The organism is Microlunatus sp. M237 (genome assembly GCF_056896895.1).
In genome coordinates this window covers 1,146,603-1,160,137 of the sequence record NZ_JBXHBL010000001.1, presented here as the reverse complement: position 1 = coordinate 1,160,137, position 13,535 = coordinate 1,146,603, and the positions used below count along the sequence as shown (strand labels likewise).

Here is a 13,535-nt window from a genome sequence, read left to right as displayed (position 1 = left end):
ATCACCAGCATAATCGAACACAGGTTCGAATACAAGGGTTCCTGAGATCAGCCCAGGACGATCGACTGCACCACCAGTGCCGCCACCGCCAGCAGCCAGAGGCCCACCAGGGGAACGTGCTGGCGCTCGACGAACCCCGGCAACCGGCCGTACGCGCGCAGGTTGCGCAGGCTCACGTAGCAGAAGATCGGGATGGTCGCCGCCCAGACCACCATGCAGTAGGGGCACAGAGCGTCGATCACGAACAGGCTCGAGAAGATCAGCCAGTGCACGAACACCACCGCCAAGGTGGCGCCGATCTGCAACCCCGTCCAATACCACTGCGCCAACCGACCGCCGGCCAGCAGCGCGGCACCGGTGGTGGCGACGACGGCGAAGCCGGCGATGCCCAACAGCGAGTTGGGGAAGCCGAAGACCGACGCCTGGGCCGACTGCATCACCGAGCCACAGTTCACCTGCGCACTCAGGTTGCAGGATGGCGTGAAGGTGGCATCGGTCAGCAGCAGGTATTTCTCCACTGTCAGGACGAAGGCGGCCGCGAACCCGATCAGCCCGGCGACCAGCAGCAGCCACCCCAGCCGGCGCTCCGATCGGTCGGCGGCGGTGTCAACGAAGTCGGTCATCGGCGTGCTCCAGATCAATCACTGTCATCCCGGCCGACGGCGCCGCCGAGTCCATGGCCATCAGCGCCGCCGGGGCCTGGTCCAGTCCAACCACGGCGCCGACGAGCTTCGCCGGCGCCACGGCGCCGGAGGTGATGAGCTCGAGCAGCGCAGGATACTCATGGGCCGCCATCCCGTGCGAACCGTGGACCGACAGCTCGCGGGAGACGACCAGATCCATCGGCAGGGCCGTGGCCGCGTCCGCGCCGAGCAACAGTCCGACCTGGACGTGGCGGCCCCGGCGGCGGAGTCCGGTCACCGACGCGGCGGCTGTCGACGGGGAGCCGAGAGCATCGATCGAGACGTGCGCGCCGCCGCCGGTGATGGCGAGCACCGCGCGGACCGGGTCGGTGGCGCCGCTGTCGACCGTCTGGGCGCCCAGCTCGGCCGCGCGCTCGAGCGCCGCCGCGGACACATCGACCGCCACCACCTGCGCGCCGAGCGCGCGGGCGATCATCACCACCGACAGTCCGACTCCGCCGCAGCCGTAGACGCTGACCCAGCTGCCGGGACGTACCTGGCCGTGCGCGGTGAGCGCCCGGAACGCGGTGGCGAAGCGGCACCCGAGCGAGGCCGCGGTGACGAAGTCGAGGTCGTCGGGGAGCCGGATCAGGTTGGCGTCGGCGGCGTGCAGTGCGACCAGCTCGGCGAAGGAGCCGGGACCGGTGAACCCGGGCTGGGTCTGGGTCGGACAGACCTGGGCGTTGCCGGACCGGCACACCTCGCACTGCCCGCAGCCACAGACGAACGGCACGGTGACCCGGTCACCGACCTCGAAGCGGGTGACCGCAGGGCCGGTCTCCACCACCGTGCCGGCCAGCTCGTGGCCGGGGATCTGGGGCAGCGGAACCGGGTCGTGGCCACGCCAGGCGTGCCAGTCGGAGCGGCACACGCCGGTCGCCCCGACCCGCACCACCACCCCGTCCGGCGGACAGGCCGGGTCCGGGACCTGTTCGACCACCGGCGTGGCGCCGACCGTGGCGTAGACGACGGCCCTCACCGGACGGCCAGATCGCGTGTGGCCGCCATGCTCAGCGGCGGGTGGTGGAGTCGTCGGGCCCGTCGCTCGGGTCCCGCAGGTCGGAGAAGTCGTCGAAGTCGTCGAACTCGTTGCGCTTGCGCCGGCGTACGCGGCTCTTGTTGGTCACCACCGTGGTCTCGGCGGCGCTCTCCTCGGCGCCCGGTCCGCCCGCCGCTGCCGGGACGAGCCCGCCACCACGTCGCCGCGAGGCGTTGCTGGCCCGGACCACTGCCACACCGACCGCGGTGGTCAGCGGCACGGCCAGCACCAGACCGATGGAGCCGACCAGCGTACGCACGATCTCGCTGGCGAACATCTCGGTCTGGACCACCTCCAGCAGCGGCCGGTCGTAGATCGCGATCAGCAGCAGGACCGGCAGGATGGCGCCGGCCGTGGCGAACGCGATGGTGTAGACCGTGGACGCGATGTGGTCCCGGCCGATCCGCATCGCCCGGGAGAACAGCTTCTTCTGGCTGGGGTCGGAGTCGGCCAGCTCCCAGACGGCCGAGGCCTGGGTGATGGTGACATCGTTGAGCACACCGAGCCCGGCGACGATGATGCCGCAGATGACCACCGACGTCAGCCGGAGGCTGGGCGCGGTGGCCGCCAGCACCAGGTCGTCCTCGGAGGCCACCCCGGTCAGATGCGCCCACTTGGTCGCCCCCCACCCCAGCGCGGCCGTCGCCAGCAGCCCCGACAGCGTCCCGACCAACGCCGTGGTGGTGCGGGCACTGAAGCCGTGCGCCGCGTACAGCACCACGAACATGATCGCCGAGGACCCGATCAGGCCCACCAGGACCGGGTTCTCGCCGAGCAACAGAGCGGGGAACATGAACTTGATCAGGATGAAACCGGCGAACCCGAGGCCGACCAGGGAGAGCAGACCGCGCCAGCGCGCCACCGCCACCACGGCGACCACGAAGGCGATGGTGAGCAGCAGCAGTGGGGTCTGCCGTTCGAAATCGGAGAACTGGTACGTCGCCGGCTGGCCGTCCACCGGCAGCCGCAGCAGCTTGACCTTCTGACCGACCTCGGTGCCGGCGGAGAACACCGCCTCGTTCATCTGGACCTCGACGGTCTGGCCCTTCTCCGGTCCCTCGAGCAGCTCGACGCCGATGGTGGCGCACTGCTGGTCGTTGGAGCCGGGGGTCGAGCCGACCAGGCCCTCGCACGAGATGGTGGTGACGCTGGTGATCTCGCCCGCCGGATACGTGACCCCGGGCACGCTGTAGAGCGACAGGTCCTTGCGAATGCTCGCCGACGCGTCGCCGGGCCACAGGGCGATCAGGCCGAAGAGAGTCCACACCGCCAGCGGGATGAGCACCACGACCATGATCCGCAGCGCCTTGCGGTGTCGCTTCATCTCCTCGGGGGTCGGGGAATGCTCCTCCGGGGAGGTCCGCACATCGTGCGAGTGTGAGTGGGCCACGTTCTCCGCCTAGTCTGTGTTCTCGTGAGCAAATTTCCGCGTGGGAACGCCGAGGACGCCCAACCGGGCGGTTCCGAGCCTCGTCGGCCGACCGGCGAAGGCCCTCGCAGCGGCTCACAATCTACTCTGCGTACGCCTCGTCCTCCGTTGCGTACGCTCCTGCGCCGCCGAGCTGTTGTGGTCGCGACGGCCGTGGCGGCCTGTGTCGCGGGGTCGGCGTCGGTGTCCGCGTTCGGCCCGTCCGACTCGGTCCCGAGCGCTGGGGAGCCGGTGATGGCGACCCCGGCCGCTCCGGCCAGCCGGGCTCCCGAGGCCACGCCGGCACCGGCCAAGACCCCTGCCGTCCAGACGCGTTCGGCGCGGCCGTCCCCGGCCAAGCCCTCGACCCGCGCGGTGCCGAAGGTGGCGGCCTCGGGCCCGGGGACGTATCGACGCGCCGATGTCAGCGTGAAGGCCGCCTCGCGCGGCGGACGGCTGGTCCGCTACGACGTGCGGGTCGAGAAAGGGCTCCCGTTCGACCCGGCGACCACCGCCCGGACGATCCAGACGATCCTCAACGACAAGCGCAGCTGGCGGGGCTCGGGGGAGGTGCGGTTCGAACTGGTCGATGACGCCAAGAAGGCTGACCTGCACGCCTACGTGGTCACGCCCAAGACCGCCGACAAGCTCTGTGCACCGCTGCTGACCCGCGGCAAGCTGTCCTGCCAGAACGGCGCCAAGGTGGTGCTGAACGCTCAGCGGTGGGCGACCGGCGCTCGGGCGTACGGCAAGAACGTGACCGGATACCAGCAGTACCTGGTCAACCACGAGTTCGGGCACGCGCTCGGCCATCAGCACGTCGGCTGCTCCGGCAAGGGCAAGGTCGCGCCGGTGATGATGCAGCAGACCAAGGGTGTGGGCCGCTGTCGCGCCAACCCGTGGCCGGAGCGGGACTGACCCGACGTGCTGATCCTGCTGCCCCCGTCGGAGGGTAAGGCCGCGCCCCGGCACCGTGGCACCGCCGTGGACCTGGCCGGGCTGTCCTTCCCCGAGCTGACCGACACCCGGCGTCGGGTTCTGGCCGAGCTGGTCGCGGCCAGCGAGCGACCCGACGCGCTCGAGCTTCTCGGCGTGGGCGCCGGCGTCGAGCCCGAGGTGCGCCGCAACGTGCGACTGGCCGAGCTCCCCAGTGCCCCGGCGCTGAGTGTCTACACCGGCGTGCTCTATGACGCGCTCGACTTCGCCACCTTGTCAGCCACCGCCCGGCGACGGGCCCGGTCCAGTCTGCTGGTGCAGAGCGCGCTGTGGGGGCCGGTCGGTCCGGCCGACCGGATCGCGCCGTACCGCCTCTCGATGAGCACGTCCCTGCCCGGGACCGGCCCGCTGGCCCGGGTGTGGCGCGAGGTGCTCGACCCGGTCATGAGCCGGGCGGCGGGTCGCGGCGTGATCGTCGACTGTCGTTCCTCGGGCTATGCCGCGGCCTGGCAGCCAGGTCCGGAGTCGGCTCGACGGCTGGTTGCGGTTCGGGTGTTCACCGAGACGGCCGGCCGGCGCACCGTGGTGTCGCACCTGGCCAAGCACACCCGTGGTCTGGTTGCGCGGGCACTGCTGGAGTCCCCGGCGCGGCTGATGAGCGTCCAGGCGGTCGCGGCGGTGGTGGGGCAGCAGTGGCGCTGCGAGCTGGTCGACGCGGGCCGCAAGGGCTGGTTCCTCGATGTGGTCGAGGACGGCGGAGGGCCCCGATGACCTCCGTGGCGGGCACCGTCGAGCTGCACCCGATGCCGCTGACGGCCGCCGCCTCCGTCCTGGTCGGCGACCTGCTGGTCCCCGGTGAGATCGCCTGGCATCGGCAGTATCCGCTCGAGGAGACCATCGGCGCGCTCGGGATGATCGCCGGCGCCCATCGGGCGACCGACTGGGACCACGCCGCGGTGCCGCCCTGGTGGATGCACCAGATCGTGCTGGGGTCCGGCTCCAACCGCCAGGTGGTGGGTGACATCGGCTTCCACCACCCGCCGCTCGGGGACGACCGCGAGGTCGAGATCGGCTATGACGTGGTGCCCGCGCTGCGCGGCCGGGGCATCGCCACCGCCGCGTGCCGGCTGGTGCTCGACATCGCCTGGCGCGACGGCGCCGCCCGGGTGGTGGCCGAGACCGAACCGGACAACCTCCCCTCTCGCCGGGTGCTGATCAAGGCCGGCTTCCGGCTGCTGCCCGACGGCAGATTCGTGGTGGACCGGCCATGACCGCCTCCTCGACCCGGGTGTTGCGGCTGGGACGGCCGGTGGCGCTGGCCACCGTCCTCGAGCCGCACCGGCGTGGCCCCGGCGACCCGACCCACCGCCGTCTCGGGGACCTGTGGCTGCGAGCGACCCGTACCCCGGTGGGCCCGGCGCTGCTCAAGCTGGCGTCCGCGTCGGGAGTGGTGTCGGCCCGAGCCTGGGGTGAGGGGGCCGAGTGGGCCCTGGAGCAGCTGCCCCGGTTGCTGGGGGAGGCCGACGACCCGAGCGGCTTCACCCCGCAGCCGCAGCATCCGCCGCTGGTCGAGGCGCATCGTCGGTTCCCGGCGCTGCGGATCGGTCGCAGCGACGCGGTGTTCGAGGCCTTGGCCCCGGCCTGCCTGGAGCAGGTGGTCACCGGTACGGAGGCGTTTCGCGCCTTCCGGCTGCTGACCCGGGAGTTCTCCGAACCCGCCCCCGGTCCCACCCGCGACCCAAGCTCTGCCGCGTACCGGATGATGCTGCCGCCGACTCCCGAGGTCTGGGCCCGGGTGCCGAGCTGGCGGTTCCTCGCCGCCGGCGTGGAGCAGCGTCGCAGCCGCACCCTGGTGCAGACCGCCGCCCGGGCGCCCGCTCTTGAGCGCACCCTTGCGCTGGCCGGACCGGAGGCCGATCGGGCGCTGCGGAGCCTGCCGGGCGTGGGCCCGTGGACCTCGGCGGAGGTACGCCAGCGCGCCCACGGTGATGCCGACGCCTGGAGCATCGGCGACTATCACGTGGGCAAGGCGATCAGCTGGGCGCTCACCGGGGAGAAGCTCGACGACGCCGCCTGCGAGGAGATCCTCGAGCCATACCGCGGGCACCGCTATCGGGTCCAGCTGCTGCTCGGGATGGCCGGCATGCGTCCGCCGCGGCAGGGCCCCCGGATGACGCTGCCCACCCACACGCCGTTCGCCACCGGCGGGAAGTCCTGACCAAGCGGCGACGAGGTCAGGGCGCGGTCTGGCGCGCGCCTTCCGTTGGAGCCGCCAGCCCTTCGGGCGTGGTCGAGCCGGGGAGGTGGACGGTGAACTCCGCACCGCCTTGGGCTGACCGGCCGGCGCGGACCCAACCGCCGTGGCGGGCCACGGTCTGGCCGACGATCGACAGCCCCAGACCGGTGCCGGGGGTGGCTCGCGCGCTCTCGGAGCGATAGAACCTGTCGAACACGAACGGCAGGTCCTCCTCAGCGATGCCGGGTCCCTGGTCGGCCACCCGCAGCCGGTCACCCTCCAGCTGCACCCGGATGGTGCCGCCGGGCGGGCTCCACTTGATCGCGTTGTCGAGCAGGTTGGTGACGGCACGTTCCAAGGTGTCGGCCTCGCCGACCAGATAGAGCGGGTTCAGCTCGACGTCGAACACCAGCCCCGGCCCGCGGCGCCGGGCCCGGTCCACGGCGGCGTTCACCACGTCGCGGAAGTCGATCGGCTCCGGCGACGGTGCCACCGTGTCGTCGCGGGCCAGCTGCACCAGGTCACCGATCAAGGTGGTGAACTCCGCCAGCTGGGCGGTGACATCGGCGAGGATCTCCTTGCGGTCCTCCGGGCTGAGCATGCCGGTGCTCTCGTCCGCGGCGAGCAGCTCGATGTTGGTGCGCAGGCTGGTCAGCGGTGTCCGCAGCTCGTGGCTCGCGTCGGCGATCAGCTGCCGCTGTCGCTCCCGTGAGGACGAGAGCGAGTGCAGCATCCGGTTGAAGGAGCTGGCGAACCGGGTCAGCTCGTCGCTGCCGGTCAGCTCGATCGGGGTCAGCTCGTCGGTGGCGATGACGTGCTCCACCGCGGCGGACAGCTGCCGTACCGGCCGAAGGGCCGACCGGGCCACAGCGGCGCCGGCCATCGCGGCGATGATCACCCCGGCAGCGCCGAAGATGATCAGCACCAGCCAGAGGGCGCTGAGGGTGTTGTTGGTGGGCTGGAGCGGGCGACCGAGCACCAGCGCGTAGTTGCCCAGCTCGGTCATCGGGACCGCGGCGATCCGGTATTCGGCGCCGTTGGAGGCAACCCCCGAACGGACCGACACCCCGGACTGGGTCCTGGCGATCGCGGTCTCCGCCGGACCCAGCACCAGGTGGACCCGCTCGTCGGGAACGTGCAGCACCAGTCCGTCGGAGCGAACGGCAGCCACCGTGAAGCTGCCGGCCAGGAGCGCCTCCTCGGTCAGTCCGCCGAGCGTACGCAGGTTGGCGGCCACCGGCACGGCCAACGACGAGGCACTGCTGACCAGCTCGTTGTCGAGGTTGCGATAGAGCGAGGAGCGCAGGGTGACGTACCCGGCGGCGCTGGTCACTGCGACCGCGAGGGCCACCGCGATAGTGGTCAGGTAGGCCACCCGCCGCTGCAGGGACAGTCCGTGCAGAGGGGTCTTCAGCCGCCGCAGCACGACCGCATCCCGGTGGGTCGAGCCCGGCGGCTCACGGTGGGGTCTCGCGCAGCACGTAGCCGACGCCGCGGACCGTGTGGATCAGCCGCGGCTCACCGTCGAGCTCGGTCTTGCGCCGCAGATAGCCGATGTAGACCTCGAGCGAGTTCGCTGTGGTCGGGAAGTCGAAGCCCCACACCTCGTTCAGCAGCCAGCTGCGCTCGAGCACCCGGCGCGGGTGATGCATGAACGCCTCCAGCAGGGCGAACTCGGTCCGGGTCAGGCTGATCGACCGGGAACCGCGCAGCACCTCCCGGGTCTGGGTGTTCAGGGCCAGATCGGCGAACGACAGGTTGGCGGTGCTGGGGTCGGAGGAGTCGGCGACCGTCCCGGCGCGCCGGACCAGGGCCCGCAGCCGCGCCAGCAGCTCGTCCAGCGCGAACGGCTTCGCCATGTAGTCATCGCCGCCGGCGTCCAGGCCGTCCACCCGGTCACCCACCGCATCGCGGGCGGTGAGAACCAGGATCGGTACGTCGTTGCCGGCGGCGCGCAGCATCCGGGTGGTCTCCAGACCATCCAGCCGCGGCATCATCACGTCCATGATCACCGCGTCCGGGCGGACGGCGGCCAACCGGGCCAGGGCTTCGACCCCGTCGACCGCCGTGCTGACCTCATAGCCGGAGTAGGCCAGGGACCGCTGCAGGGAGTCCCGGACCGCTTGGTCGTCGTCGACGACAAGGATGTGCATGCCCCAAGCGTGCCAGACCTGGGCGACGGTGCCGCGCAGCAGATCAGGCCGGGACCGAGAGCCCTTGCAGCCAGGCCTGCCAGGCCGGCTCCTCGCGGCGTACGTAGTCCGCGGCGTCGGCGGAGAAGAGGTACGCCCGGACGCCGGCCATCGCCGTGCCGTCGCCGTAGGCGTGCGCGAAGACGCTGAGCAGGCCGGGCACCGGCGCGCTGAGGCGGATCAACGCCTGCCGCTCGCCGACCCGCTCGATGATGCCGGTGGCCCCGCGTACGTCGACAGCTGCGCCCTGCTCACCCAGCTGGAGCGCATCGCGCAGAGTCGACCAGAGCGCGTCCTCGTCGCCGGGGTGAGAGGCGGTGACCTCCAGCAGGGTGGCCGGCTGGCCGGGGAAGTGCGACAGGTAGAGGCGCAGGTTGTCGAAGTACGGCATCCAGTTGGCGCCCATGTCCTCCCAGAACTCCGGCTCCCAGGCGGCACCCGTGCCGAAGCCGCTGCTGGTGACGCGGACGATGCAGGTTCCCCCGGACTGCGCCTCGATGAGGAACTCCGAGGTCAGCGGGCTCAGCTCGTCGGGGTCCTTGCCCATCATGGCGGCCCAGTCCTCCTCGTAGACGAGGCGGCGCGGCGGCTCCCAGCCGGTCACCTGGCCGTCCGAGCCCATCTCGGGGCCCATGGAGAAGTGCAGGGCGCCGCCTTCGCGCTCCTCCAGCTCCGTTGGCAGGAACCAGGCGCTCATGCCCTGGGCGGTGGCGACGGCTTGCCAGACCTGCTCCGGGGTGCCTGGGACCTCAACGCTGAACTCCAGGCGGTACGGGACGTTCGGGATCGTGCTCATGGGTTCTCCTCAGGAAGGGGGTGGGCGGCGACGACGAGCCGGTAATGACGTCCGTCGTCGTGGTGATAACGAGCGGCCAGATCCAGCACCGCTGCGGTCAAGTCGTCCGCGAAGGCGGCCTGGTCGGCGGCCGACGCGAAGCCGATCTGCGTGTCGATGGTCAGTGTCGGCAGGCGCTTGCCCGACGAGCCGGCCCGACGTGCCAGGGCACCGACCTCGCGTACCAGCCGACCGGCCAGGGCGACGAGGTAGCCAGCCGACAGGTGGTCGGCGTTGGCGTCCGGGTCGGCCGCGGCCGCGCTGACGGCGGCCGGTGACACGACGTAGGAGGCTGCCGATGCCTGCAGCACCCGCTCGGTGATTCCGCCGTGCTGGCGCTCCTCGGACAGTTCCACCAAGCCGTGCGCTTCGAGCGCCTTGAGGTGGTAGTTGACCTTCTGCCGGGTGATGCCGACCCTGGCGGCGAGCCCGGCGGCGGACGCCGGGACGGCGGCCAGCTCGTCGAGCAGGCGGGCCCGGACCGGATCCAGCGCGGCGGCGGCTGCCTGAGGGCTTTCGATCACTTCGATGTCCTGCATGACCCCATCGTGGTCTTGACAATAATTATTGTCAAGGGGTTCCGCACCTCAGTTGTGACGCCGGGAAGAGCGCTGCGCCGGCGACCTCGGGCGGTCCGCCCCGCGGCCGAGCGGGACGTCGGTGTGACGCCGGGAGGAACCCTCGCCCCTCCTCACTGCGCCTCAGTCTGGTCAATCACCGCGCCTCAAGGACCCGGCGTCGGATTAATCGCCGCGATAGGCGCGAATTGCTGGATGAGGACAGCTAATTGCTTTATCTATCAAGTTTTTACTCGGTTGGAATTCCTGGCGGAGTCCCGCCTGGCAATCGGAAGATTTCGGCCTGAAATGGTGTGGGAATTGCCGTCGGCATCCTGAACTGACCTTCCAGCGACCCCCTGGCCGGTTAGCGTGCCGATATGACCGAATCCCAAAGAATTGCCCGCCGAACCCTGATGCTCGGCTCCGCCGCCACCGCTGCAGCTGTGGCCGGATTCGAAGCCCTCCCTGCCGAAGCGGCAGTACGTCCCCGACGCCGCGCCAGTTTCGCGGTCTGGGACCCGATCACAGATCGATCAACGACCGCCATGAACCCGAAGCGGGTGACCATCCACATCGCGGTGACCAGAAGCGCCGACATCTATGGTCCTCACAAGAGCCCGGACGGCAGCTATGCGCACTTCTACAACCCGCGCTCGGGCGCCCCACGCCAGCACCAGACCATGGACAGGCGCGCCGCCGCCGACCTCAACGGCAGCAATCGGAGCATCTCCGTCGAGCACGCCGGCATCGTCGGCGACGCCATGACCAACTCCCAGCTGACGAACATCGCAAAGATCTTCGCTTGGTCCGTCATCCACTGCGGCGTACCCAACCGCATCGCCACTGTTGACAACCTCAGCGGCCTCGCCTGGCACCGACTCGGCATCGACGGCAACTTCGGCGCCTACGACCCGAAGGACCGGAGGACCTGGTGCCGCAAGCAGACCGGCGCAGTGTGGTCCAGTGCGAGCGGCAAGACCTGTCCGACGAACAAGTTCATCAATCAGATCCCGACTGTCTATTCACGGGCGCAGGGCTGGCTGAAGACCTGGGGTGGCCAGCCCGGCTGACCGGAGGGTCATCGGGCGCACCCTCAGGGTGCGTCTGATATTCCGCCCTGTCAGAGCTCGCCAAGTGGAACCAAGACTGAACGTCCAGTTGGGCCGACGCAGTCTTCGGCCAAGACAAGCGAATCACCACCACCCCAGTGAGCTCACCAGATGGCCGTCCGCAGACATCCAACTCACCGACGACGACTAGGGCTCCGCCGTAAACACCGGCCCTCCCACGGGCGCCTGCAACTGGCAGCAGTCGACTACGCCGCCGAAGAAAAGGTCATCCGTTCAACGCCAATAGGCGCGATCGGAAACCGGCGGAGGAATAGGGTGCGCGTAAGGCGCCCTTATGACAAGGGCAAGGTGAACGCCTGAGTCCAGCACCGCAACAATATCGGAGAGAAGTAATTGGAGTCCACGGAGGCATTGCTGGAGAAGGACAACGTCATCGTGGACGACTCAGGTGCAGCATTGCGCCGAGAAGCAGGCTGGATTGAACCCGAAGAGGCGAAGGAACTTGTCGCGAATGGAACGCCATTCCTATGCTCTCACTCGCACCAGCCTCGAAGGCGCCTGAGCCGGGCGCTTTGACCGCGGAGGCTGTGTCACGTGCGAAGGCTCGAGCAAGGGCGCGCGACTGCGCCGGCAGATGACACCGTGGGAGGCGCCATCCGAACACCCGGCCGGTCAGCCCAGCAGCAGCGCCGGCCCCCCTCTGCGATTGAGGTGTGATAGCGGCAGCCCTCCGGGCCGACTGGTGCGTCCCATCCGCGCGGATCGCGGCATGGTCGGGCGGATGCCCGCTGAGCGGAATGGTCGGGCGGATGCCCGCTGGGCGGAATGGTCGGGCAGAGCCCGTATGGCGGCCGTGGAGTGCGTTCAGGAACCATCCGACCAGTTGGGAGCCCAGGCAACGAGTCGGTCAGCGAACCCGTCGGTGTCGTGGGGCGAGCGAATCGGGCGACCGCGGTAGAAGGATGTGCCGCTGCGGGCAGTCAACGTAAGTTGACGACCATAGAGAAGTCAACTAGAGTTGACCGCATGGCCGATGTTGATCTTGCATGGATCACCGAGCACACCGATCCCCTCCAAGCGTTGCGCGAAGCGACCGCGCTGCGCCGCCGACTGGAAGGACACGAAGAGGTCCTGGTCCACCGTGCCCGCGTGTCAGGGACCACGTGGGCGCAGATTGCCGAGGCGCTCGGCGTCTCGAAGCAAGCCGTCCACAAGAAGTACGGGGGCCGGCACCTGTTCGGCCGCACGGAGGCATGACGATGATCAACTCGCTCCTTGACGATCTGTCAGGACGAACAGCGCAACGACTCGGCGTTGGACAGCGTGGTGTCGTGGTGGTGGGTGCGCTGCACGGCAGGCAGTCCGCAGTGCACGGCGCAGATCCCGGCACGCAGTTCGAGATCGGTTCCATCACCAAGACGTTCACCGCGCTCGCCTTGGCCCAGCTCGCCGTGCGCGGCGTCGTGGGGCTGGACCAACCCCTGAGCGACCTCCTACCTCGTGACATCACGGCCCCCCAGCGTGGCGGCGAGGTCATCAGGCTGAGGCACCTGGCCTCCCACACTTCTGGGTTACCAAGGCTTCCCAAGGGGACCCTGCCACGGGGCCTGTTGCGAGCAGACCCCTACGCCGGATGCACCGGCGAGCTCCTGATGGACGGGTTGCGGCGCACCCGTTTGCGATCGGTGCCCGGCACCCGCTTCTGCTACTCCAACCTCGGCGCCGGCTTGCTCGGATTCGTCCTGGCACGCCACACCGAGACCGACTACGACTCGCTCGTCCAGGCCGAGATCTGCCGGCATCTGGGCATGACAGACACCCGCGTGGTCCTCGATCTCGAAGGCGCAGCCCGGTTGGCCCCCGGTCACTCCCGCACGGGACGACCACGCCCACCGTGGCACCTGGCCGCCCTCGCCGGTGCCGGCGGCCTTCACTCGACGGTTCCCGACCTGCTCAGGCTCGCGCGGGCCCACCTCGGCCCCGCCCCCGAAGAACTCGCCGAAGCGATCGCTCTCAACCGCACGACCGCGCACCGCATCAACGCACGAGCTGCGATCCATCCCGGCTGGATCGCAGCCAACCTGCCCCGCACCCAGCATCGAGTCATGTTCCACAGTGGCGGCACGGGTGGATATCGCAGCCTGCTGGCTATAGCCCCCGAACACGGCGCCGCAGTCGTGATCCTCAACGCCAACAACCGACCCGTGGATCGTCCCGGCCTCAAGCTGCTCGGGCAGATCATCGACTCCGGACCCGGATTCGGGTCCGATCCCGTCCCGGCCGCCGCCTGACCGACCTGACGTGGGTAGAGAGCTCGGCGAAGTAGCGACCGGTCGCAGTCGGCGGAGTCAGCCAACGGATCCCGCGCATTCACGTGCTCCCGCCCTGCGGCGCACGACTCCGGATGCAACGGATGATCGCCTCAACCAACCGACGCCGATCGTGGGCGGCCGGGGTCAAGCGCAGCCATTTGCACGAGCAAGATCGCCCACAAGTCGACCGGATCTCGGCACGCAAGCGCACCGTCAGCGCATGGTCGAGCGGAGCCCGATGTACGGCACGGTCGGGCGGAACCA

14 protein-coding genes are annotated in these 13,535 nt (G+C 69.9%); 7 read left to right on the top strand and 7 right to left on the bottom strand.

The window, feature by feature from the left end:
* Positions 1 to 47 precede the first annotated feature (47 nt).
* From AC1XX3_RS05555 to AC1XX3_RS05545, 3 genes are read right to left on the bottom strand one after another with little or no spacing between them, the layout of a single operon-like run.
* Positions 48 to 623, bottom strand: a complete 576-nt coding sequence (locus tag AC1XX3_RS05555; RefSeq protein WP_483320067.1) for a vitamin K epoxide reductase family protein — start codon at positions 621 to 623, stop codon at positions 48 to 50.
* Complete coding sequence (locus tag AC1XX3_RS05550; RefSeq protein ID WP_483320066.1) at positions 607 to 1,662, bottom strand: zinc-dependent alcohol dehydrogenase family protein; 1,056 nt, start codon at positions 1,660 to 1,662, stop codon at positions 607 to 609. Before AC1XX3_RS05550 ends, AC1XX3_RS05555 begins: the two co-directional genes overlap by 17 nt.
* Before the next feature lie 31 nt (positions 1,663 to 1,693).
* A complete protein-coding gene (locus AC1XX3_RS05545; protein WP_483320065.1) occupies positions 1,694 to 3,088 on the bottom strand; it encodes a YibE/F family protein in 1,395 nt (464 codons plus the stop codon).
* Between the two features lie 48 nt (positions 3,089 to 3,136).
* Here AC1XX3_RS05545 and AC1XX3_RS05540 point away from each other — a divergent pair, with 48 nt between their 5' ends.
* Genes AC1XX3_RS05540 through AC1XX3_RS05525 form a run of 4 tightly spaced genes read left to right on the top strand, consistent with a single transcriptional unit; the run spans position 3,137 to position 6,284 of the window.
* Positions 3,137 to 4,048, top strand: coding sequence for a DUF3152 domain-containing protein (locus tag AC1XX3_RS05540; RefSeq protein ID WP_483320064.1), 912 nt, complete (start codon positions 3,137 to 3,139; stop codon positions 4,046 to 4,048).
* 6 nt (positions 4,049 to 4,054) lie between these two features.
* Complete coding sequence (locus tag AC1XX3_RS05535; RefSeq protein WP_483320063.1) at positions 4,055 to 4,837, top strand: YaaA family protein; 783 nt, start codon at positions 4,055 to 4,057, stop codon at positions 4,835 to 4,837.
* On the top strand, positions 4,834 to 5,337 hold the full coding sequence (locus tag AC1XX3_RS05530; protein WP_483320062.1) for a GNAT family N-acetyltransferase: 504 nt from the start codon (positions 4,834 to 4,836) through the stop codon (positions 5,335 to 5,337). The genes AC1XX3_RS05535 and AC1XX3_RS05530 overlap by 4 nt, the downstream gene beginning before the upstream one ends.
* Entirely contained in the window at positions 5,334 to 6,284 is a 951-nt protein-coding gene (locus AC1XX3_RS05525; RefSeq protein ID WP_483320061.1) for a DNA-3-methyladenine glycosylase family protein, read from the top strand. Before AC1XX3_RS05530 ends, AC1XX3_RS05525 begins: the two co-directional genes overlap by 4 nt.
* A gap of 16 nt (positions 6,285 to 6,300) precedes the next feature.
* Here the strand turns inward: AC1XX3_RS05525 and AC1XX3_RS05520 are convergent, their stop codons facing one another.
* The 4 genes from AC1XX3_RS05520 to AC1XX3_RS05505 all read right to left on the bottom strand — a co-directional run bounded on the left by AC1XX3_RS05520 (position 6,301) and on the right by AC1XX3_RS05505 (position 9,868).
* Entirely contained in the window at positions 6,301 to 7,695 is a 1,395-nt protein-coding gene (locus AC1XX3_RS05520) for a HAMP domain-containing sensor histidine kinase (protein ID WP_483320218.1), read from the bottom strand.
* Positions 7,696 to 7,759: 64 nt separating this feature from the next.
* Complete coding sequence (locus AC1XX3_RS05515) at positions 7,760 to 8,455, bottom strand: response regulator transcription factor (RefSeq protein WP_483320060.1); 696 nt, start codon at positions 8,453 to 8,455, stop codon at positions 7,760 to 7,762.
* Positions 8,456 to 8,498: 43 nt separating this feature from the next.
* A complete protein-coding gene (locus AC1XX3_RS05510; RefSeq protein ID WP_483320059.1) occupies positions 8,499 to 9,290 on the bottom strand; it encodes an SRPBCC family protein in 792 nt (263 codons plus the stop codon).
* On the bottom strand, positions 9,287 to 9,868 hold the full coding sequence (locus AC1XX3_RS05505; protein WP_483320058.1) for an ArsR/SmtB family transcription factor: 582 nt from the start codon (positions 9,866 to 9,868) through the stop codon (positions 9,287 to 9,289). Before AC1XX3_RS05505 ends, AC1XX3_RS05510 begins: the two co-directional genes overlap by 4 nt.
* A 398-nt stretch (positions 9,869 to 10,266) precedes the next feature.
* Here AC1XX3_RS05505 and AC1XX3_RS05500 point away from each other — a divergent pair, with 398 nt between their 5' ends.
* The 3 genes from AC1XX3_RS05500 (at position 10,267) to AC1XX3_RS05490 (ending at position 13,250) form a co-directional block, all read left to right on the top strand.
* Positions 10,267 to 10,959: a peptidoglycan recognition protein family protein gene (locus tag AC1XX3_RS05500; RefSeq protein ID WP_483320057.1), complete on the top strand. Its 693-nt coding sequence runs from the start codon at positions 10,267 to 10,269 to the stop codon at positions 10,957 to 10,959.
* Positions 10,960 to 11,985: 1,026 nt separating this feature from the next.
* The gene (locus AC1XX3_RS05495; protein WP_139071059.1) at positions 11,986 to 12,216 is read left to right on the top strand and encodes a hypothetical protein; all 231 of its coding nucleotides are present in this window, start codon (positions 11,986 to 11,988) and stop codon (positions 12,214 to 12,216) included.
* A complete protein-coding gene (locus AC1XX3_RS05490; RefSeq protein ID WP_483320056.1) occupies positions 12,213 to 13,250 on the top strand; it encodes a serine hydrolase domain-containing protein in 1,038 nt (345 codons plus the stop codon). Before AC1XX3_RS05495 ends, AC1XX3_RS05490 begins: the two co-directional genes overlap by 4 nt.
* The last annotated feature ends 285 nt before the right edge of the window (positions 13,251 to 13,535 follow it).

Excerpts from the sequence above, each read along its gene's own strand:
- AC1XX3_RS05505 (WP_483320058.1), bottom strand. The coding sequence starts at position 9,868 with ATGCAGGACATCGAAGTGATCGAAAGCCCTCAGGCAGCCGCCGCCGCG.
- AC1XX3_RS05495 (WP_139071059.1), top strand. The coding sequence starts at position 11,986 with ATGGCCGATGTTGATCTTGCATGGATCACCGAGCACACCGATCCCCTC.
- AC1XX3_RS05555 (WP_483320067.1), bottom strand. The coding sequence starts at position 623 with ATGACCGACTTCGTTGACACCGCCGCCGACCGATCGGAGCGCCGGCTG.
- AC1XX3_RS05510 (WP_483320059.1), bottom strand. The coding sequence starts at position 9,290 with ATGAGCACGATCCCGAACGTCCCGTACCGCCTGGAGTTCAGCGTTGAG.
- AC1XX3_RS05490 (WP_483320056.1), top strand. The coding sequence starts at position 12,213 with ATGACGATGATCAACTCGCTCCTTGACGATCTGTCAGGACGAACAGCG.
- AC1XX3_RS05530 (WP_483320062.1), top strand. The coding sequence starts at position 4,834 with ATGACCTCCGTGGCGGGCACCGTCGAGCTGCACCCGATGCCGCTGACG.
- AC1XX3_RS05525 (WP_483320061.1), top strand. The coding sequence starts at position 5,334 with ATGACCGCCTCCTCGACCCGGGTGTTGCGGCTGGGACGGCCGGTGGCG.
- AC1XX3_RS05515 (WP_483320060.1), bottom strand. The coding sequence starts at position 8,455 with ATGCACATCCTTGTCGTCGACGACGACCAAGCGGTCCGGGACTCCCTG.
- AC1XX3_RS05500 (WP_483320057.1), top strand. The coding sequence starts at position 10,267 with ATGACCGAATCCCAAAGAATTGCCCGCCGAACCCTGATGCTCGGCTCC.